This is a genomic window from Kitasatospora sp. NBC_01287 (assembly GCF_026340565.1).
Lineage (GTDB): Bacteria > Actinomycetota > Actinomycetes > Streptomycetales > Streptomycetaceae > Kitasatospora.
The window spans coordinates 6,001,965-6,020,287 of record NZ_JAPEPB010000001.1; the positions used below are offsets into that span (position 1 = coordinate 6,001,965).

Annotated in this window: 13 protein-coding genes, 2 tRNA genes and 1 pseudogene; 3 read left to right on the forward strand and 13 right to left on the reverse strand. The window is 75.2% G+C overall.

Translation table 11 applies throughout. The features are described 5' to 3' along the window. Positions 1-32: 32 nt before the first annotated feature. The 7 genes from OG455_RS26015 to OG455_RS26045 all read right to left on the reverse strand — a co-directional run bounded on the left by OG455_RS26015 (position 33) and on the right by OG455_RS26045 (position 8,811). The gene (locus OG455_RS26015) at positions 33-2,903 is read right to left on the reverse strand and encodes a hypothetical protein (RefSeq protein ID WP_266297651.1); all 2,871 of its coding nucleotides are present in this window, start codon (positions 2,901-2,903) and stop codon (positions 33-35) included. A 150-nt stretch (positions 2,904-3,053) separates the two neighbouring features. Next, a tRNA-Lys gene (locus OG455_RS26020) sits at positions 3,054-3,127 on the reverse strand. 30 nt (positions 3,128-3,157) lie between these two features. Further along, complete coding sequence (locus OG455_RS26025; RefSeq protein WP_323185577.1) at positions 3,158-3,763, reverse strand: bifunctional DNA primase/polymerase; 606 nt, start codon at positions 3,761-3,763, stop codon at positions 3,158-3,160. Between the two features lie 202 nt (positions 3,764-3,965). After that, positions 3,966-4,310, reverse strand: a complete 345-nt coding sequence (locus tag OG455_RS26030; RefSeq protein WP_266297655.1) for a hypothetical protein — start codon at positions 4,308-4,310, stop codon at positions 3,966-3,968. 162 nt (positions 4,311-4,472) lie between these two features. Continuing rightward, positions 4,473-5,927, reverse strand: coding sequence for an AAA family ATPase (locus OG455_RS26035; RefSeq protein ID WP_266297657.1), 1,455 nt, complete (start codon positions 5,925-5,927; stop codon positions 4,473-4,475). Then, positions 5,924-7,522: a hypothetical protein gene (locus OG455_RS26040; protein WP_266297659.1), complete on the reverse strand. Its 1,599-nt coding sequence runs from the start codon at positions 7,520-7,522 to the stop codon at positions 5,924-5,926. Before OG455_RS26040 ends, OG455_RS26035 begins: the two co-directional genes overlap by 4 nt. Next, positions 7,519-8,811, reverse strand: coding sequence for a hypothetical protein (locus OG455_RS26045; protein ID WP_266297661.1), 1,293 nt, complete (start codon positions 8,809-8,811; stop codon positions 7,519-7,521). The genes OG455_RS26040 and OG455_RS26045 overlap by 4 nt, the downstream gene beginning before the upstream one ends. Positions 8,812-9,049: 238 nt before the next feature. Here OG455_RS26045 and OG455_RS26050 point away from each other — a divergent pair, with 238 nt between their 5' ends. Further along, positions 9,050-9,700 carry a histidine phosphatase family protein gene (locus tag OG455_RS26050; RefSeq protein ID WP_266297663.1) on the forward strand — a complete coding sequence of 217 codons (651 nt, stop codon included), beginning with the start codon at positions 9,050-9,052 and terminating at the stop codon, positions 9,698-9,700. 31 nt (positions 9,701-9,731) lie between these two features. Here the strand turns inward: OG455_RS26050 and OG455_RS26055 are convergent, their stop codons facing one another. Beyond that, positions 9,732-11,120, reverse strand: a complete 1,389-nt coding sequence (locus tag OG455_RS26055) for a tetratricopeptide repeat protein (RefSeq protein ID WP_266297665.1) — start codon at positions 11,118-11,120, stop codon at positions 9,732-9,734. Positions 11,121-11,577: 457 nt separating this feature from the next. Between OG455_RS26055 and OG455_RS26060 the strand changes: the two genes are divergently transcribed. After that, positions 11,578-12,027 (forward strand): hypothetical protein, encoded by a 450-nt coding sequence (locus OG455_RS26060; protein WP_266297667.1) that lies wholly within the window; start codon positions 11,578-11,580, stop codon positions 12,025-12,027. 99 nt (positions 12,028-12,126) lie between these two features. Further along, positions 12,127-13,032, forward strand: a complete 906-nt coding sequence (locus tag OG455_RS26065) for a spermidine synthase (protein WP_266297669.1) — start codon at positions 12,127-12,129, stop codon at positions 13,030-13,032. A gap of 137 nt (positions 13,033-13,169) precedes the next feature. Here OG455_RS26065 and OG455_RS26070 read toward each other — a convergent pair whose 3' ends face one another. The 5 genes and pseudogenes from OG455_RS26070 to OG455_RS26090 form a co-directional block, all read right to left on the reverse strand. Then, a complete protein-coding gene (locus OG455_RS26070) occupies positions 13,170-13,871 on the reverse strand; it encodes a hypothetical protein (RefSeq protein ID WP_266297671.1) in 702 nt (233 codons plus the stop codon). Between the two features lie 628 nt (positions 13,872-14,499). Beyond that, entirely contained in the window at positions 14,500-14,946 is a 447-nt protein-coding gene (locus OG455_RS26075) for a DUF4442 domain-containing protein (protein WP_266297673.1), read from the reverse strand. Between the two features lie 145 nt (positions 14,947-15,091). Next, positions 15,092-15,167, reverse strand: a tRNA-His gene (locus OG455_RS26080). 142 nt (positions 15,168-15,309) lie between these two features. Then, a complete protein-coding gene (orn, locus tag OG455_RS26085) occupies positions 15,310-15,912 on the reverse strand; it encodes an oligoribonuclease (protein ID WP_266297675.1) in 603 nt (200 codons plus the stop codon). Positions 15,913-17,118: 1,206 nt separating this feature from the next. Further along, positions 17,119-18,114, reverse strand: a pseudogene (locus tag OG455_RS26090) (helix-turn-helix domain-containing protein); the annotation flags it as partial. Positions 18,115-18,323: the final 209 nt, after the last annotated feature.

The window sequence follows — 18,323 nt, forward strand, 5'->3', positions numbered from 1 at the left end:
CGCGCACGGCGGTGTCCGGGGCCCACCCGTGTTCAACCGGTCGGGCCGCTCGCCACCACGTCGGTCTTCGACGCGTTCCAGCCGGAGAGGCTGACCACCGGCGTGGCGCCCCGCAGGTCCGCCGAGTTGTAGCTCGCGGTCAGGGTCTGCGTCTCACCCGGCCACAGCGTGATGTCGTTGTCGCTCCAGATCGAGGACCGCAGCTCGTTGTCACCGGGCAGTTCACCGCCGCTCGCGGTGCCCCGGCGGATGTCCGCCCGCAGGAAGAACCCGACCGCCGGGGTGGTCGAGGTGTTGGTGACCCGCACGGTGACCTGCCTGTCCGAACCCCCGGGCCCCGCCTGGTCGCTGGTGGTCGCGGTGGTCGTGACGGTGGCCTGCGGCAGGTTCCTCAGCGCTTTGAGGTCGGCGTAGGAGGTCATGGTCGACTGCGGCTGGCCGATGCTCTTCGACCAGTTGGTGACGTCGGGCGTGGTGGAGTTCCAGTAGACGTTGCGGTCCACCAGGGTGCCGTTCTGCTTCACCAGCAACTCGACGAAGTACACGGTGTTCGCCGCGCTCGGTAGCTTCGGCTTCAGCACCGCGTTCGCCACCTGCTGGGAGGTCAGGGTCAGGCCGCTGGAGGTCTGGTCGTCCAGCACGGTGCCGGCCGTGCTGTAGACCTTGGCCTCCACACTCACCCCGGAGCGGCTCTGGCCGCCCAGGTTGTCCAGCGTCACGGTGTCGTTGTCGAGGGCGAAGAGCGCGTGCAGCGGCCGGTTGGCCTGCTGGGCGCCGAAGTAGGCGCCCGCCTGGTCGTCGTCGTTGTTGTAGAGCGACCAGAGCAGTGTCGGCCAACCCTTGTTCAGCTGCCAGTAGATGGTGCCGGTGGCCGGTGCCGCGGTGTTGGTGGAGTGATCGATGAAGGCCTCGAACTGGGACCGGGTGTCCTCGTAGTTCTGGACCTGGGCCTCCTCGACGTACTGCGCCAGACTGGTCGGAGCGCCGTAGCGGTCGGTGATCGCGGTGTCGAGGTTGTAGTTGGTGCCGAAGTGGTAGTTGGTGTGCGAGGTGCCCTCGTAGTTGTCGTGGTACTGGTTGGCGCCGGGCGACTGCCAGAGCGCGGCCTGGTCGGCGGGGGAGAGGAAGCGGTTGATCGAGTCCAGCGTCGGGACGGCGTTGCCGCCGCTCTGCTCGCTGTCGAAGCCCCAGGAGCCGCCCGCGTTGGTGAGCGTCGAGTCGCCGCTGTCGTAGTGCGAGGTGTCGTACCAGTAGTCGGGCGGCACCCAGTCGTAGGGCCCCTCCTTCTCACCGGCGTTCCCCAGCTGCGGGCTGGACTCGTACTCCGCGGAGGCGATGAACGGGCCGCTGTAGTCGGCCGCCTTGAAGCCGTTCAGGGCCAGGGTCTCCTGGGTGGCGGTCGGCGCGTCGTCGCTCCACTGGAAGCTGAAGACGCTCGGGTGGTTGCGCAGCGTCTCGCCGACGCTCTGCGCGGTCAGTTGGTAGAGCGACTGCTGGGCGCTGGTGTAGCTGGTGTCCTCCCAGAAGTCGCAGCACTGGTAGCCGGCGTTGACCAGGATCCCGGCCGCGTCCATCTGCTGGTACCAGTCGGCCGGCATGAAGTGGCCTTCGAGGCGGACGGTGTTGACGCCCATCGCCTTCAACAGGCCGATCTGCTCGGCCGTGTCGGCCGGGTCGTAGCGCAGGAACAGGTCCGGGTCCCAGCCGCCGCCCCGGATCACCAGCGGGGTGCCGTCGATCTTGAACGCGCGGACCCCGGCCGGCGCGGCAGCGGAGGCACCGGTCAGGTAGGAGTCGACGGTACGGATGCCGAAGGTCTCACTGGTCGAGTCCAGCGTGCCGCCGTTCTGCGCCACCGCGGTGCTCAGCGTGTAGAGCGGCTGCGCGCCCAGCTGGTAGGGCCACCAGATCCGCGGCGCTGCCAGGGTGAGCGCGGGGTAGGCGGAGGGCGCGAAGCTCACCGTCCGGGTGGCGCCGGCCGGCACCGTCACGCTCTGGCTCACCCTGATCGGGGCGCCCCCGCCGGGCGGGGTGACGGTCGCGCTCACCGCGCCGGTCTGCGCGGCGGCCGTGGTGTTGGTGACGTCCGTCTTCACGGTCAGCGCCGAACTGCTCAGGTCGGCCGCGGTGTTCTGGACGACGTGGGCGTTGCCGGTCAGCAGCGGGCCACCGGTCCGCAGCTGGACCGGGAACTGGATGCCGGTGTTGTTGTCCGGCGGGATCTGGCTCCAGTCCACGTCGTCGACCGTGAGCATGGTGCTCGGGTTGTTCGGATGCACCTCGACGGCGAGCGAGTTGGTGCCCGACTTCAGCAGCTTGGTGACGTCGAAGGCGGTGCGGGCGTAGCCGCCGGTGACCTGGGCGGCGGTGGCCACCTGGGTGCCGTCGACCCAGACGTCGGCCGCGCCGATCACCCCGTTCAGCACCAGGGTGGCGTCCTGCCCGGCGGGCGGGGCGGTGAAGTCGGTCCGGTACCACCAGGGGACGTTGAACGGGGCGAGCGTGTCGGCGCCGACCTTGGTCAGCTGCCCGAAGCAGGTCTTCATGTTCGTGGACATGAAGATGTCCGGGCAACTGCCGTTCTGCAGCAGTGCGCTGATCTCGGTGCCGGGCGCGCCGCCGCCGTCGTTGGCGACGCTGAGCCAGCCGCCGGTGTTGAAGCCCGGGGCGGAGATCTTGCCACCGCCCTGGGTGGCGGTGGCGCTGCTGAGCACCTTCCAGCCGCCGGAGCCGAGGTCGGCGAGGGCGGTGGAGCCGGTGGCGGGGGCGGGTGTGGTGACCGCGCCGACGGGGGCAGCGGGAGGGGCGGGGGAGGCAGTGGCGGCGCTGGTCGGGCGGACCGCCAGGGTGAGCAGGCCCAGCAGTGCGGCGGCGGTCGCCAGGCCTCGTTTCGGAGGTGCCATCGCGAGCTCCTATAAAGTTAGGAAACTTTACTTATTGCCACGGGGCAAGCTACTGGCCTCGCCGGGGACGGGTCAACGGGTGTGCGCGAGAGGATTGCACGGAAACGCCGAGAGGCCCTTCGCTCTCGCGAAGGGCCTCTCGGCTGTCGGTGCGCCGCCAGGGACTCGAACCCCGGACCCGCTGATTAAGAGTCAGCTGCTCTAACCAACTGAGCTAGCGGCGCCTGCTGACAGAGAAGACTGTAGCAGCGGGCTCAGGCGGAGCCAAAATCGAATACCGCCGGCGGGGTCGGCGCGGCATCGGGGCCCGACCGCTGCTCACCTGCGGCGCCGCGCTGCTCCGCGACAGGTCCGCGCGCGGCCCGCACGCAGGCCCAGAGCAGCACGTCGGCCCCCGGCAGCCACGGCTCGCGGGTGTCCGGTGCGACGATCCAGCGGCCCGGGCCGGCCCCGGGCGCGGCGGGCTGGTCGGGCAGCCGCCGCACCGGCGGCACGGTCACCGCGTCCCCCAGCCCGTGGCAGAGCAGCGGCGGCACGTCCCGGGCCCACTCCTCCCAGGCGAGCAGCCGGCGCAGCCGCGGCGCCGCGCCCGGCTGGACGAAGAGCAAGGCGCGCCCCCGGTGCTCGGCCACCGGTCCACAGCCGGGCCCCGAGGACCACAGTTCGTCCAGCACCCGCCGCCCGAACAGCACCGGCAGGCTGATCACATCGAAGGCCTTGCCGCACGGCAGCACCGTCGGCGCCCACGGCCGTGCCTCCCAGAGCGCCCGCAGACTGCGCGGATACTCGCTGGCCGAGGCCAGCCAGGCCTCGCCCGCGACGGTCAGGTACTCAACGGAGTGATGCGTCCAGATGTCCACGCCCAGCAGGGTGCTCCGGCCCGCCAGGGGCACGCACGGAAAGTCGTGTTCGTCGGACAGCGCCGGGGCGGGCGGCGTACGCTTCCCCGCCGCATATGCCAGGGGCCAGCACACGCCCGCCGGCCGCCTGCCACGCGCTCGCCCGAGTGCCTGCCACGCGCTCGCCCGGCCGCCTGCCGGCCGCCGGGCGACGCGGCCGGTGCTACTCGCTCGCCCCGCGCTGGCGCAGCAGGCCGCGGCCGTACTCGACCATCCGGGCCGCGTAGTCCGCCGTCCAGTCCGCCCGGGCCGCGACCTCGGCGGCCGTGAGGGCGTCGAAACGGCGCGGATCGGCCAGCTGGGCCGCCGCGATCGCCTGGTAGTCGGTGGCCCGCTCGGCCGCCGTCCGGAAGGCCAGCGCCAAGTCGGTCGAGCGCTTCAGCAGTTCGGCCGGGTCGTCGATGTTCTCCAGCTGGAAGAACCGCTCCGGCTCGGCGACCAGGGCGTCGGGCTCGAAGAGCAGCGGGGCCGGACGCAGACGACGGGGCGGGTCTTGGCGATCGGGCATGCGAGAACACCTTCGGTTTCGGGGACCGACAGCGCTGACGGTCGGTGGACGGCCGTCGTCCATTGTCGCTCGCGCCCCACCCATCGCGGAACGGTGCCAGGGCAGGCGTTCACCGCGTGCGGGACCCCGGGGGGCGTGCGCCCGGGGCCCGGCTCCCGTTCGCTACCTCCCGGACACCCGGTGCTCCGCCAGGTGCTGGAGCACCCGGTAGTTGGCCTCCCAGCCGTCCGGGAACTGCGCCCCGACCCGCTCCAGCAGTGGAATCACCTCGTTGCCGATCTTCTCCGCCCAGCCGGCCGGGATCCGCATCGCGCTGCCCAGCTGCACCGGGTCGGTGGCCGGGTGCTCGTCCAGCAGCTCGGGGATGCCGGCCCTGGCCACCACGATGCAGGCGTGCCGGTGCCGGGACGCCAGTACGCACAGCCGCCCGGTCTCCAGATGGAACGCGGTGGCATCCGGCCGCCCCGAGAGCGGGTGCAGCACCACCGTCACGTCGTACTCGCGCCCCTGCAGCCGGTTCGCGGTGTCCACACTGACCGCGGGGCCGGCCGCCGGGTCGACCGGCACGCCGAGCGCGCCGAGCGCGGCCCGCACCGCCGCCGCCTGGTCGCGGTGCGCGGTGCCGACCGCGATCCGCCCCGCGGTCAGCGGCACCCGGCCCTGCTCGGAGTCGGCCACCAGGTTTCGATCCAGCAGCCGGCGTACCAGCGCCGCCACCGCCGCCACCGCCTGCGGATCGGTCCGCACGGTGTGCCGGGCCGGCAGTTCGAGCAGCGCCCAGCCGTGCTCGGCCGCCTCGTCGATCGCCGCGTCCACCGCGCTGCCGTCGGCCCGCCCGCCCGGCCGCAGCAGCCGGTCGCCCCGGCCCGTCCCGGAGCGGAACGGGGTGTACGGGTAGAACGCCTCGGAGATCAGCGGGGCCGCCGAGGCCGGCAGCCGCCAGGAGACCGGCAGCCGGTGCGGCTCGATCGCCGGATTGTGCGCCAGCAGGGTGACCACCGCGCTGCTCGACGGATCGTAGGAGAGCCCGGTCCACTGGTCGGTACCGACCACGGTGAACGGGTCCAGCTGGCCCGGGTCACCGACGAAGAGCGCCCGCTCGAAGAGCCTGGCCACCGCCAGCAGCGCGTCCGAGCGCATCTGGTAGGCCTCGTCGACGATCGCGTGCCGCCACGGCTCGACGTCCTTGACCCACTGCCACTTGGCCGCGGTGGAGACCACCACGTCCAGCTCCAGCAGGTCGGCCGGCTTGCTGCTCGCCGTCACGTTGGCGTGCCGCAGGGCCTCGGCGGCCGGTCGGGCCTCGCCGCTGTGCAGCCGGCCGATGGTGAGCTCCGGCCCCTTCGCGGCCAGCCGGTCGACCAGGTCGTCCACCTGACTGTTCGTCTGGGCCACGATCATCAGCCGCTCGCCCGCCCCGACCAGCTCCTTGGCGGCCCTCACCACCAGCGTCGACTTGCCCGCGCCGGGCGGTGAGTCGACCACCACCCCGCGCGGCGCGCCGGGGGCGGGGCGGACGGTGGCGTCCAGGATCGCGGACACCGCCGCGTCGGCGGCGGCCGCGGCGGACGGCGGGGTGGGGGGCTGCGGGGTCAGGAGGCTCACAGTGCTGCTCATGCCCACTCTTCGACGACGGGAGTCGAACTCTGGGCGACCGACGGGGGGCCGCCGTGCGTCCACGGGGTGTCGTCCGGCTCCGGCAGCGGCGCGGACTGACGCGGTGCCAGCTCGAACAGGGTGAAGGTGACCGGCTCGCCCGGCTCCGGCAGGCTCCCGGGCTCGGGCTCCTTGCGGCGGCCCATCCCGTTCAGCACCCGCACGGTGAGCAGCCCGGTGGCCGCGTCGAAGGCGACCACCTCGGCCTTCTGCGCGGCGGGCCCCGCTCCGGCCTCCGCACGCGGCGAACCGCCGGCCCGGTGCACCTCGCGGCCGGGGTCGGCGTGCGGGCGGTCGGTGGTGCGCACCGTCAGCAGCGGGCGCGGCTTCGGCGACCGGCCGCTGGTGTCGTACTCCAGGACCAGCTCTGTCACCACACCGCTGAACGCCTCACCGGCCAGCCGCCGCTCGGCCATCGCCAGTGGGTCGTCCAGGGCCTCCTGAACGTCGAGCCGCACCTGCTCGCGCTCGCGCTGCGCCAGCTTGCGCGCCGCCGTGACCGCGTCGTCCAGCCGGGGCTGCGGCGGCTCGCCGGCCGCCACCCGGTCCCGGTGCCCGGTGTAGGACCAGCGGTCGCTCTCCCAGCGACCCGCCACGTGCGCGCCCTCGGGCAGCGCGCGCAGCATGTCCAGGCCGCGCCAGACGTCCAGCCAGGCCGGGCGCAGCACGTGCAGCAGCAGGGCGCGCAACTCCGCGACACCGGCCGCGACCGCGGCCTCGGCACCTGGCCGCTCCTGCCGCAGGGCGTTCTGCGCCGCGTCGTAGCGGGCGATCGCGGGGGCCAGCAGCTTCTCGTCGAAGCGCGGATCGGTGGCCGGGCCGGCCGGCGGGTGCAGCAGCTGGCCGTCCGCGCCGCGCGCCGTCTCGGCCAGCTCGGCGGCCCCGGCGCCGCCGAGCCCGGCGGGCGGGTCGTGCCAGGCGAGCTGCGCGGCCAGGTGCTGGTCCTCCAGCAGGCTCTGCCCGGTCGCCCAGTGGCGGGCCAGCAGGCCGGTCATCGGCAGCAGCAGGCTGGTGCCCGGCACCTGGGCGCGGTCGGTGAGGTGGGTCAGCCAGCGGCCCAGCAGCGGCACCCGGGCCGGTGCGGGGTAGGGGCCGGGCTCGGGGTCGTCCGCGGTGCGGCGGAACCGGGTGGCCCGGCCGAGCAGCGCGAGGTGGCGCACCGAGCCGGCGTTCGGCACGATCACCTGCGGTGCGTCCAGGCAGAGCTCACGGGTGGTCAGGGTCTTCTCGCCGGTCGCCTGGTCCTTCTCCGAGCCCTCGATCAGCTCGACCGCCTCGGCGAAGGACTCCAGGTAGGGCAGTAGCTCCTCGGCCAGCTCGGCCAGGAAGCCCGCCCGCCCGTCCCGGTTGAGCGGCTGCGGCACGATGTGCAGCCGGGGCTCGGCCCGCTCGGTGCCGAGCAGCACCGCGAGCGGCGCGCCGTCCTCGGCCGCCGTGGCGAGCGGGACCAGCACCATCGGACGCTCCGCGAGGTGCCGGTGGCGCACCGTGGCCAGCGGCTCGGCGCGGCCGCTGCGGATCGCCTCCAGCCGGGCCAGCGTGGTCAACAGGCTCACCGCGGCACCCCGGTCGGGTGCGCGGTGCCGGCGCCGGCCAGCGCCTCGGCCCGCAGCTGGGCCGCGTACCGCAGCCGCTCGGCCGCCGGGTCCTGGGCCGCCGGGTCTTCCGCCGCCGGGTCCTCGGTCGCGTGGTGCTGGGCCGCGTGGTGCTGGGCCGCGTGGTGCTGGGGCGCCGGGCCCTGAGGGGGCGCGCCGCACGGCCCGGTCGCGCAGGCGGCCAGCACCGCGCCCACCGTGCGCAGGTCGCCCAGGTCCGCCCGGACCCCGCGCCCGATCTGCTCGACGGCGCCGGCCTCGCGCGCCTGTGCCCGGCAGTGGAAGCCGAGCTCGCAGGCGGAGAGGCACTCGGGGCCGTACGCGGCCGGCACCTCGTCCACCGCGGCGGCCAGCTCCGCCGCGGGCCGGGTCGGCTGCCCGGCCTGGTCCGGCGCCAGGTCGAAGGTGGTCCCGGGCGGCAGCGCGGCCAGCAGCTCCTCGATCCGGGTCAGCCGGGCCAGCGCCCGCCGGGTGGTGGCCAGTTCGCGCCGGACGTCGATCGCGGCGGCCACCGGCCGCTGCCCGAAGTCCTTGGGGCAGACCAGCAGCACCGTCAGCTCGGGGCTGCCGGGCAGCGCCTGGTCCCGGTAGGGTCCGGCGGATCCGTCCTGCCCGGCCGCCTCCTGCAGGGCCAGCACGTAGACCGCGGCCTGCCGAGCGGCCGCGCCGACCTTCGCAGGGTCGGCCGAACCGTCCAGCACCGGGAACGACTTCACCTCGACCACGGTGCACCGGCCGCCGTGCACCACGACCGCGTCCGGCTCCAGGTAGGCGGGCGCGCCGGCCACCGTGAGCCGCAGCATCGGGTGGTCGAGCAGCGTCCACGCCCCGGGGTCGGCCAGTGAGGCGGCGACCGCCTCGGCCAGCGCCTCACCGGTGCGCGCCGCCCGCACGGCCGGGCCCGAGCGCGGCAGCAGGTCGGGGGTGCTGAGGCGGTCCCCGTCGCCCGGCGGCAGGCCGAGGTGGCGGCGCAGCGGCTCCAGCAACGCGGCGCAGTCGTCGGCCTTCAGGCGGGCCTCGAAGACCGTGCCGCGGGCGATCGCGAACGGCGAGCGGCCGAACGGCGCGGGCCGGCCCAGCCGACCGGCCACGGCGCCCTTGTCCACCCCCGCGGCGTCCAGCAGGGCCCGGCGGCGGCAGCCGGGATTGGCGGCGAGGGCGGCCAGCGCCCGGGCGTCGAGCCCGCGCTGCTCGGCGCCGCCGCGCAGTGCGGCCAGCCGCCGGGCCTGATCGGTGAGCGAGACGTTCATGGTGCTCGCAAGTCTCGCACCCGCCACCGACAATCCGGTTCCCCCCGCCCCCTGGGCCGAGGCGGCCTCCGACATCGAGCAGTCCCCGACATCCAGCAGTCCCCGACATCGAGCAGTCCCCGTACGCTTCCGGGCCGGGGGGTACCCCTTGGTAACCGGCGGGTAGGGAATCATGGCAGTGCCCCCACCACACCTGGCGCCGGCCCGCGTACCGGTGCCCAGCCCTCAGGAGCCCGCGATGCCCGCTCGTCTGATCCTCGTCCGCCACGGTGAGACCGCCTGGTCGGCGAGCGGCCAGCACACCGGCCGGACCGACATCCCGCTCACCGAGGAGGGCCGGCAGATGGCCCGCGCGGTCGGCGCCCGGCTGCGCCGCGCGCCCTGGAACGGCCTGCCGGAGGCCGACGTCTACACCAGCCCGCTCTCCCGCGCGCGGGAGACCTGCGAGCTGGCCGGCTTCGGCAGCCGCGCGGTGGACCGCCCCGAGCTGCTCGAATGGGACTACGGGGCCTACGAGGGCCGCACCGGCGCCGAGATCCGCGAGCACGACCAGCCGGGCTGGCTGATCTGGCGCGACGGCGTCCCCGAGGGTGAGAAGCTCTCGGACGTCGGCGCCAGGGCGGACTCCTTCCTCGCCGGCATCGAGGAGGACCACGGCGCTCCGCACCCCGAGACCACCACCATGCACGCCGCCGACCGGGACGTGCTGGTCTTCGCGCACGGCCACCTGCTGCGGGTGCTGGCGGCCCGCTGGCTGGGCCTGGCCCCTGAGTACGGCCAGCGGCTCAAGCTCGGCACCGCGGCGCTCTCGGTGCTGTCCTGGGAGTACGGCCTGCCCGCGATCGAGATCTGGAACGACCACAGCCACCTGGACACGCTGACCGCCTGACCAAACGCCTGACCGCCTGACCGCCCGGCCGTCAGGCGGCCGCCACCGCGCTGTCGTAGCCGGCCAGGAACGCCCCGACCTCGCTCACCGCGTGGCAGCCCCGCAGCCGCCGCGCGGTCTCCGCGAGCATGCCGCGGATCCGGGCGGAGCGGACCTGGCCGAGCAGTGCCACCGCCGCGCTGCCGTGCTCGCCCGCCCCGGCCAGGTCGCCCCGGCCGAGCCGGTCGTGGGCCAACTCGGCGGTGTACAGCGCCCGGTTGCGCACGAAGGCCGGCTCCTGCAGCGCTGTCGCCAGTGCCGCCCGGTCGCTCGCCCGGTCCCACTCGCCCAGTGCCGACCAGCACTGCGCCTCCAGGCCCGCGATCTCGGCCTCGCCGTAGAACGACATCCACTCCGGGTCGGCCTCGCTCTCGCCCCGTTCGAAGAGCAGGTGCGCCCGGGAGAGGGCCCGTTCGCAGGCGTCCCGGTCCCGCAGCACCGCCCAGCCGCCGGCCTCGCGCATGGCCAGCAGCGAGAGCAGCCGGTCGGAGTCCAGGTGGCGGGCCGCGCTCTGCCCGGCCTGGGCGGCCCGCAGCGCCTCCCGGGGCCGCCCGGCGTCCCGGGCCAGGAAGGCGCTGTTGCAGAAGACATGGGCCTCCAGCGCCGGGTCGTTCGCCATCCGGGCGGTGGCCAGCGCCTCCGCGTAGAACGAACGCGCGTCGGCCAGCCGCTGCGAGTCGTGCGCCAGCCAGCCCACCGAGATGGCCAGTTCACCGGCCGTGGACTGCAACCGCCGTTCGGTGTCCAGCGAGTACTCGCCCTCGTTGAGCAGCAGGTAGGCGGTGCGCAGGGACTGACCGGCCCGCTCGAAGAGGGTGTCGGCGCCGTGCGCGTCATCGGCCGACCTGATGTCCCGCACGGCCTGTTCGACGTACCGGACGTCGCTGCTGCCGACCCGGCGCGGTGCGGGCAGCGGGAGCGGGCCTGGCAGTGGCAGGGGGAGGGCGGCGAGCCCGGAAGGCTCGAAGTGCGCGGTGGGCGCGGTGGCGGCCCGGGGCGGCGCGTCCAGGCCGAGCACGGTGGCCAGGGCGGTCGGGCCGCCGCTCAGGAACGTACGGCGACGCACGTCGTCGTTCTCCTCGTCGAGATGGTGCGGGGGGTGGGGCGCGGAGCGGCCGCGCACGGCCGTCCGGGGGGAGAAGCCGAGGTCCGCCAGCGAGCGGTCCGGCCAGATGTGCCGGAACACCCGCTCGTACGCGTAGTTGGGACAGCGGATCGTGCCGGTCTCGATCCGGCCGATGTAGCGGGCGTCGCAGGAGACGTGTTCGCCGATCTGCCGCGCGGCACGTCGGATCACCGTGGCGAACTCACCGGGGGAGAGGTCGCCGCGCAGCTCGCGCATCGCGGTGTTGGGGGTGGGCACGGCGGTTGCGGGGGCCATGGTGCGCTCCGGGCTCAGGCGGTGCGGGGTGTCGCCGACCGGTGCGGGGCGGACGGCTGCGCCTCGACGGGCCCGTGAGGCCCGGTGAGGCGACGGCCCGACAGTACCGGCTGTCACCGGAGCCTCACGATGGGTTTGCGGGAGATTGGGCGCTAATTGGTGTCAAAGCAGACATATCTCGTTACATCTGCCATGAAATGCCATGGCTTGCTGCAAGACGCCCCGTGGCCAATCGAGCCCCCGACCCGTTGTGTTGATATCGGGCGACCGGGGGTCGTCCCTGACGTACCACCCGTCCATCGTCCCGCTCTCGTCGCATTCATACCATCAGTTCACTTGTCTCACTGACGGATCCTCAGTTTCCCCTGGCTGATAAGGGATTCGGTGGCGATCAGGCGGCCGTGAGGGAAAGCGGACGTGAGGGGTGCAAGGAGCGAACCGAACCAGGAGGGCCCACATGATGGTCGCCGGGATGCCGCAGTACCGCAGTCTCCGCCCGGGGGAGCCGCCGCGCTTCCTCGGCCCGGCCGCCGAGTCCCGGGCGCCGGGCGGTCGGGCGTCCGTGCCGAGCACCGCCCAGCGGTACGACACCGTCGTGGTTCCGCTGCGCCTGGGCCTGGAGACGGTCGACATCCTGCGGCTGCGCCGGGCCTGCGGCTCGGTGGCGCAGGGGGCGGCCGGCGCCACCCTCTCCTTCCTGGTCCCCAGCGGCACCGCCGAACGCTGGCACCTGCCGGGCACCGCCGCCGCGCCGGGCGCCGTGCCGCTGACCGCCACCGACCCGCGCTGGCTGGTCCCCCCGGCCGGGCCCGAAGCCGCCGCGGCCCCCACCGATCCCTGGGTGCTGCGCTCCGGGCTCTGCGAGGCCGCCCGCACCCTGACGGCGAGCGGCCTCGCCCCGTTCTGACCGCCGGCCGCTGACCGCTGAGCGCTGAGCGCTGAGCGCCGGCCCATCCCTCCCGCCCACCTGCGCGTTCTCCCGCTCCCACGCGAGATACTTCGCTCCATGGGACGAGAGCAACGAGCCCCGCGCAGGCGGCCGACCACCACCTCCGGGGCCGGGCCGCTGCCGCCCGCTGCCACCGGGCCCCGTTCGCACCGCACCGAGTTCGGCCTCGCCGAGCTGATCCCGGACCGGGACCACCCCCAGGCCTGGTCGCTGCTGCTGGACGGCGCGCCGCAGTCGCACGTCGACCTGGCCGACCCCACCCGCCTGGCCTTCGAGTACCAGCGCCGCCTCGGCCACCTGATCGACCTGGCCGGCGAACCCGGCAAGCCGATCCGGGTCCTGCACCTCGGCGGCGGCGCGCTGACCCTGGCCCGCTACACCGCCGCCACCCGCCCGCGCTCGCGGCAGCAGGTCGCCGAACTGGACACCGCGCTCACCGAGTGGATCCGGGTCGAGCTGCCGCTGGAGTCCGGTTGGCAGATCAAGGTCCGCGGCGGCGACGCCCGCGCGGTGCTGGAGCGTGCTCCCGAGGGCAGCGCCGAGCTGGTGATCGCCGACGTCTTCTCCGGTGCCCGGGTTCCCGCGCACTGCGCCACCGTCGAGTTCGCCACTCTCGCGGCCCGTGCGCTGGCCCCCGGCGGCCGCTACGCCGTCAACATCACCGACGGATCGGCCCTCGCCTTCGCCCGCTCCCAGGTCGCCACCCTGCTCGCGGTCTTCCCCGAGGTCGCGCTGATCGCGGACCCGGCGGTGCTGCGCGGCAAGCGCTTCGGCAACCTGATCCTGGTCGCGGCCCACACCCCGCTGCCGATCGCCGAGCTGACCCGCCGGACCGCGACGGACGCGAGCCTGGGCCGGGTCGAGCACGGGCGCGAGCTGGCCGCCTTCCCGGCGGGCGCGCCGGTGGCCACCGACGCCTCGGCCGCCCGGTCCCCGGAGCCGCCGGCGGACACCTTCAGCTAGGACCGAGGCCGATCCGGCCGCAGCGCCCGGGGGCAGGGCGTGGGCGCCGGCGCTGGAGTTGGCGCAGGAACGGCGGAGTGCGGGCATGGCCGGGTGCGCACGGCGCGGGGCGAGCGGGAACGGGAACGGTGACCCGGTCAGTGTCCGCGCGGCAGCCCGCGGTGCTTGTACATCGCCGCCCCCGTCAGCAGCAGCCCGGCGGCGATCGGGATCAGCACCGCGTCCTCGGTCCCCGTGGCCGCCAGCGGCCCCGCGACGGCGCTCCCCGGGGCGACCGGGTGGCCGACCGTGGTCGGGCCGCCACCGGAGGCCGGCTCCGCTCCGCTCACCACGACTGCCGCGCCACCACCGGGCCGGGCCGCACCACCCACGCCGGCGCGACCGCCGTCCCTGGAGGCGGCGAGCTCGACATCGTGGGCGCCTGAGGCGCCCACCACGGCCCCGGCGGCCGGCAGGCCGCTGTCCGACGCCCCGTCAGCCCGTGTGCCTCCACCGCCGCCCGGCGCCGGGCCGGGCTCCCCCGACACGCCGTCCCCCGCGGCCTCACCGCCCCGCGCGGCCGCCGGAGTCCGGCCGGTGGTCACGTCCCGCCCGGCCCGCCCGCCGGCCTCCGTCGACGACGGGGCCCGCCCGTTCGGGGCGTCCGGCTGCCGACCCGCTGCCGGTCGCGCCTGCGGCGGCACGGTCGGCAGCAGCATCCCGGCCAGCGCGAACGCGTCCGGCACCGCTGTCGCCTGCCCGGGTAGCGGCAGCCCACCGGCCCGGATCTTGCTGTGCAGCAGTTGGTCGACGCCGCTGCCCGCGCCGTCGAGCCCGGCCGCTCCCAGCACCCCGGGCACTGCGGCGGCATCCGGGCTCGCGCCTGCGCCCGGGCCTGTGCCGGGGCTGTCGCCGACGGGCTCGTGTCCGGCCTCGGCGGCTCCGCCCCCGGGCTCCGGCGCCGCGCCGCCGCGCCGGAGCGTGCGATCGGCACCGCCCGTCCCGCCGGGGCCTCCCCCGGGGCGGCCGCTCCTACGAGCCTGACCGCTCGCTCCGTTCGCCCAGCTGCTGGTACTCGCCGCACTGCCGGCGCTCGACCCGTCCGCGTCACCGGCGCTGCGCGTCCCGACCGCGCGGGCCGGGGCCTCGACCGGCGGGCCGCCGGCCGCGTGCGCGGCGCCGATCCCGAGCCCCCAGACCTGTGCCAGCACCGCCCCGCTCGCGGCCAGTGTTCGCGGTCCCGATCGCCGGCCTCCGCCCCCTCGGCGCTGCTCCGGCACCCGGGGCGCCACCTGCTCCACCCGGGCGGGCGGCGGCAGGGGCGGCGGGAGGGGCGATGGCTCTGGCGCCGGGGACGCGTGATTGGCTCGCACGTGAGGGGAGAACGAGCCGCGGCGCCGCCAGGTCACGCCGCGCGTTGACGCACCGTCAACCATCGGGCCCGGCAGCATCGGTTTTCGGCCGATCTGATGGCACGGCAGGCAGAGCTCAGGAGTTCGGGCGCAGCGTCCAGAGCACGCTCATCTCGCCCGTCACCGCGCCGTCCTCGCGGGTGATCGACACGGCGACCGGGAACTCGGGCCGCTGCCCCGCGTCCAGCTCCGCGATGATCTCCGCGATCGGGCGGCCCAGCGTCGCGGTGGCGGTCACCGGGCCCATCGCCAGCTTCTTGTAGGCGATCTCGGCGCTGACGGCCAGCGGCACGGCCCGTGAGAGCTGGTCACCGAAGGCCGCCAGCACGATGCAGCCGCTCGCCGACTCGCCCAGCGTGAACATCGCGCCGGCGTGCGGCCCGCCCACGTGGTTGTGGAAGTCCGGCTGATCCGGCAGCCGCAGCACGGCCCGCTCGGGGGTCGTCTCCAGGTACTCCAGGTTCAGGGTGCGGGCCATCGGGACGGTGGCGGCCAGCATCTGGCCGATCGTGGGAGAGGTCATGGGCGTCATGTTACTTGCCGGTAGCCTCGCGGGGCAGGGGGAGTCGGCAGCTGGTTCGGATGAGGCTGCCGCGCAGCTCGGCGCGGGCTGACGGGGAAACGGCCGAGGGCCTGATCTCCATTTGGAGATCAGGCCCTCGGTCTGATGGGGTGAGTGACGGGACTTGAACCCGCGGCCACCTGGACCACAACCAGGTGCTCTACCAACTGAGCTACACCCACCATCTGTCTCGCGCGTTCCCGCGCTGACAGGAAGAACTCTACAGGATCCGAGCGGGTGCTCGCGCCAGGGTTTCCCAGCACGACCAGGGCGGACGGTGATTGTGCGGCGCCGACCGTGACCGGCGCCACACGGCCGCGGGGATCAGCCGGTCTGCAGCTGGTGCTTCGCGGCGATCTCCCGCGCGGCATCGCCGTCCGGGCCGGGCGGCGGGACGAACACTGCCTCGCGGTAGTACCGCAGTTCGGCGATGCTCTCCCGGATGTCCGCCAGTGCCCGGTGGCTGCCGCCCTTCTGCGGGCTGTTGTAGTAGGCCTTCGGGTACCAGCGGCGGGCCAGCTCCTTGATCGAGGAGACGTCCACGATCCGGTAGTGCAGGTGGCCCTCCAGGGCAGGCATGTCCCGGGCCAGGAAGCCGCGGTCGGTGGCCACGGAGTTCCCGCAGAGCGGGGTCTTGCCCGCCTCCGGCGCGTGGAGGCGGATGTAGTCGAGCACCAGCTGCTCGGCCTCGGCCATCGTCACCCCGTCGGCCAGCTCCTCCAGCAGGCCTGAGGAGGTGTGCATCGCGCGCACCACTTCCGGCATCGTCGCGAGCGCCTCCTGGGGCGGGCGGATCACGACGTCCACGCCCTCCCCGAGGATGTTGAGCTCGGAGTCGGTGACCAGGGCGGCGACCTCGATCAGCGCGTCGCGCTCAAGGTCCAGGCCGGTCATTTCACAGTCGATCCATACCAAACGGTCGTTCACATGAGCCACCCTACGGCGCACTGCCGCCGCTGGGGCAGTGCCGGGGCCGCGCTTGCCGCCACCGAGCCGCCGGGTGGCCGAGCCGGGTTCTCGCGAGCGGTGGCCGTCTACGAGCCGCGGCCTACGAGCGGCCGCCTCCCGTGGTCGGCCGGTGCGCGGTAGGCGTGTGCCAGGTCCGCGGTGGTCTGGCGCGGCCCGCGGCCCGCGGCCCGCGGTGCGCCGGACAGGGCGCTGGGCAGGGCGTCGGGCAGGGCGACCGCGATGGGGTGCCGGCAGCGGGGGGCCGTGACGCCCCCCGCTGCCCCGCTGCCCTGCCGCCCGCACCGGGCGGCCATGCCTGCCGCCCGGCCCGACCGGTTACGCCCCGGCGGCCGAGTCGGCCGAGTCGGCCGCTGACGGCGCTTCGGGCGGCCGCGCCTCACGCTGCTCCACGGTGCCGTCGGCCGCCGGGTCGCGCAGCGCGTCCCGGCGGACCAGGCGCTCCCGGGCCGCCGGATGCCCCGGCACCTGGCCCGCCGCCTGCTCGGCGGCCGCCTGGGCGCGGGAGCGGCCCGGTGCGGCGGTGGCCCGCGCGCCACCGGGCTGACCCGGCGTCAGGCCGATCCGGCCCGCCGCGCCGCGCCCAGCGACCCCGCGAGGTCCGCCGACCGGACCGGGGCCGCCCGGGGCGCCGCCGACAAGCCGCTCGGTGCGGTCGGCCCGCTCGGTGCGGTCCGGGGAGGGCCGGTCCGTGGAGGGCCGCTCCGCCCGGTGCCCCGAGCCGGTGCCGCGTGCGCTCGGCTGGGAGTGGCCGTCCTCCGCCACCGCGTGCTCGACCAGTCGCGGCTGTCCGGCCGGACCCCGGCGGGTCGCCGGACCCGGCTGGGGCGGCACCAGCGGCCTGATCCGGTTCTTGCCGGGCGCGGGCAGTGCCGGCGGCTGACCGGCCCCGGACCCGCCCGGGGCTCCAATGCCCCCGGTTCCGTTGCCGAAGCCGCCGGGCCCCCCGGACCCTCCGAACCCGGGCTGGCCCGTGGGTCCGCCGGGCGACCCGCCCGGGCCGGCGCCGGCCGCGCCGACCAGCCCGGGACCGGTCGCCGCGCCCGCCGGATACGCCCCGGCGCCGAAGCCGACCCCGGCCGCCGGGTTCGCCGCCCCGCCGACCACCCCGCCCGTCCGCTCCGACGGCAGGCCCTGCGGGGGCACGCCGGCGGCCGGACCCGAGGCCGGGCGGCGAGCCCGGTAGGTGGTCCGGTAGGCGGCGGGGGAGACGCCGAGCTGGCGCCGGAAGTGCCCGCGCAGCGCGACCGGCGATCGGAAGCCGCAGCGCCGCGCCACGTCGTCCACCGACAGCTCGGAGGTCTCCAGCAGCCGCTGCGCCTGCAGCACCCGCTGGGTGATCAGCCACTGCAGCGGGGCACTGCCGGTCAGGGTGCGGAAGCGCCGGTCGAAGGTGCGCCGGCTCATGTAGGCACGGGCCGCCAGCACCTCGACGTCGAACTGCTGGTTGAGGTTCTCCAGCGCCCAGGTCACCACCTCGGCGAGCGGGTCGTTGCCGATCTCCTCAGGTAATGACTGGTCGATGTACTGCGCCTGTCCGCCGCCGCTGCGGCGGTTGGGCACCACCAGGCGGCGGGCCAGCGCGTTGGCGGCCTCGGCACCGTGGTCGCTGCGGACCACGTGCAGGCAGAGGTCGATCCCGGCCGCCGTCCCCGCCGAGGTGAGCACGTCGCCGTCGTCCACGAAGAGCTCGCGCGGGTCGACGTGCACCCGCGGGTACCGCTTGGCCAGCGTCGGCGCGTACATCCAGTGGGTCGTCGCGGGGCGTCCGTCCAGCAGACCGGCGGCGGCCAGCACGAAGGCGCCGGTGCAGAGCCCGATGATCCGGGCCCCCTCGTGGTGGGCCTTGCGCAGGGCCGCGATCGCCTCGACCGGCGGCGGCTGCGAGATCGAGCGCCAGGCCGGGACGACGATGGTGCCCGCCCGGGCGAGCGCCTCAAGGCCGAACGGGGCGGTCAGCGTCACGCCGCCGGTGGTGCTCAGTGGGCCGTCCTCGCCCGCGCAGACCAGCAGGCGGTAGCGCGGGACCCCGGCGTCCTGGCGGTCCACGCCGAAGACGGAGAGGGGGATCGAGCTCTCGAAGATCGGTGCCCCGCTGAAGATCAGCACGGCCACCGTCTCGCGCCGCCGTCGGCCGGCGAGCTTGCGCGGCACGCCGGCCAACGACGGGCCGCCGCCCGCCGCGCCCGGTCCGCCGACCGTACTGCCTCCACCGCCGCCACTGACGCCACTGACGCCGCCGGCGATCCCCATGCCGCCGATGGCGCCGCTCGCTCCGCCGGCGAGGCCGGCGGCCGGATTGTGTCCGGCGGTGCTGGCGGTGCTGACGGTGTGTCCGGATGAGCTGATGATGTGTCCGCCGGTGCCGGTTG

Bases quoted from the DNA above. Each gene is read 5' to 3' on its own strand.
- OG455_RS26055 (WP_266297665.1), bottom strand. From the start codon at position 11,120: ATGGCCCCCGCAACCGCCGTGCCCACCCCCAACACCGCGATGCGCGAG.
- OG455_RS26060 (WP_266297667.1), top strand. From the start codon at position 11,578: ATGATGGTCGCCGGGATGCCGCAGTACCGCAGTCTCCGCCCGGGGGAG.
- OG455_RS26035 (WP_266297657.1), bottom strand. From the start codon at position 5,927: ATGAGCAGCACTGTGAGCCTCCTGACCCCGCAGCCCCCCACCCCGCCG.
- OG455_RS26050 (WP_266297663.1), top strand. From the start codon at position 9,050: ATGCCCGCTCGTCTGATCCTCGTCCGCCACGGTGAGACCGCCTGGTCG.
- OG455_RS26015 (WP_266297651.1), bottom strand. From the start codon at position 2,903: ATGGCACCTCCGAAACGAGGCCTGGCGACCGCCGCCGCACTGCTGGGC.
- OG455_RS26075 (WP_266297673.1), bottom strand. From the start codon at position 14,946: ATGACCTCTCCCACGATCGGCCAGATGCTGGCCGCCACCGTCCCGATG.
- OG455_RS26045 (WP_266297661.1), bottom strand. From the start codon at position 8,811: ATGAACGTCTCGCTCACCGATCAGGCCCGGCGGCTGGCCGCACTGCGC.
- OG455_RS26065 (WP_266297669.1), top strand. From the start codon at position 12,127: ATGGGACGAGAGCAACGAGCCCCGCGCAGGCGGCCGACCACCACCTCC.
- OG455_RS26030 (WP_266297655.1), bottom strand. From the start codon at position 4,310: ATGCCCGATCGCCAAGACCCGCCCCGTCGTCTGCGTCCGGCCCCGCTG.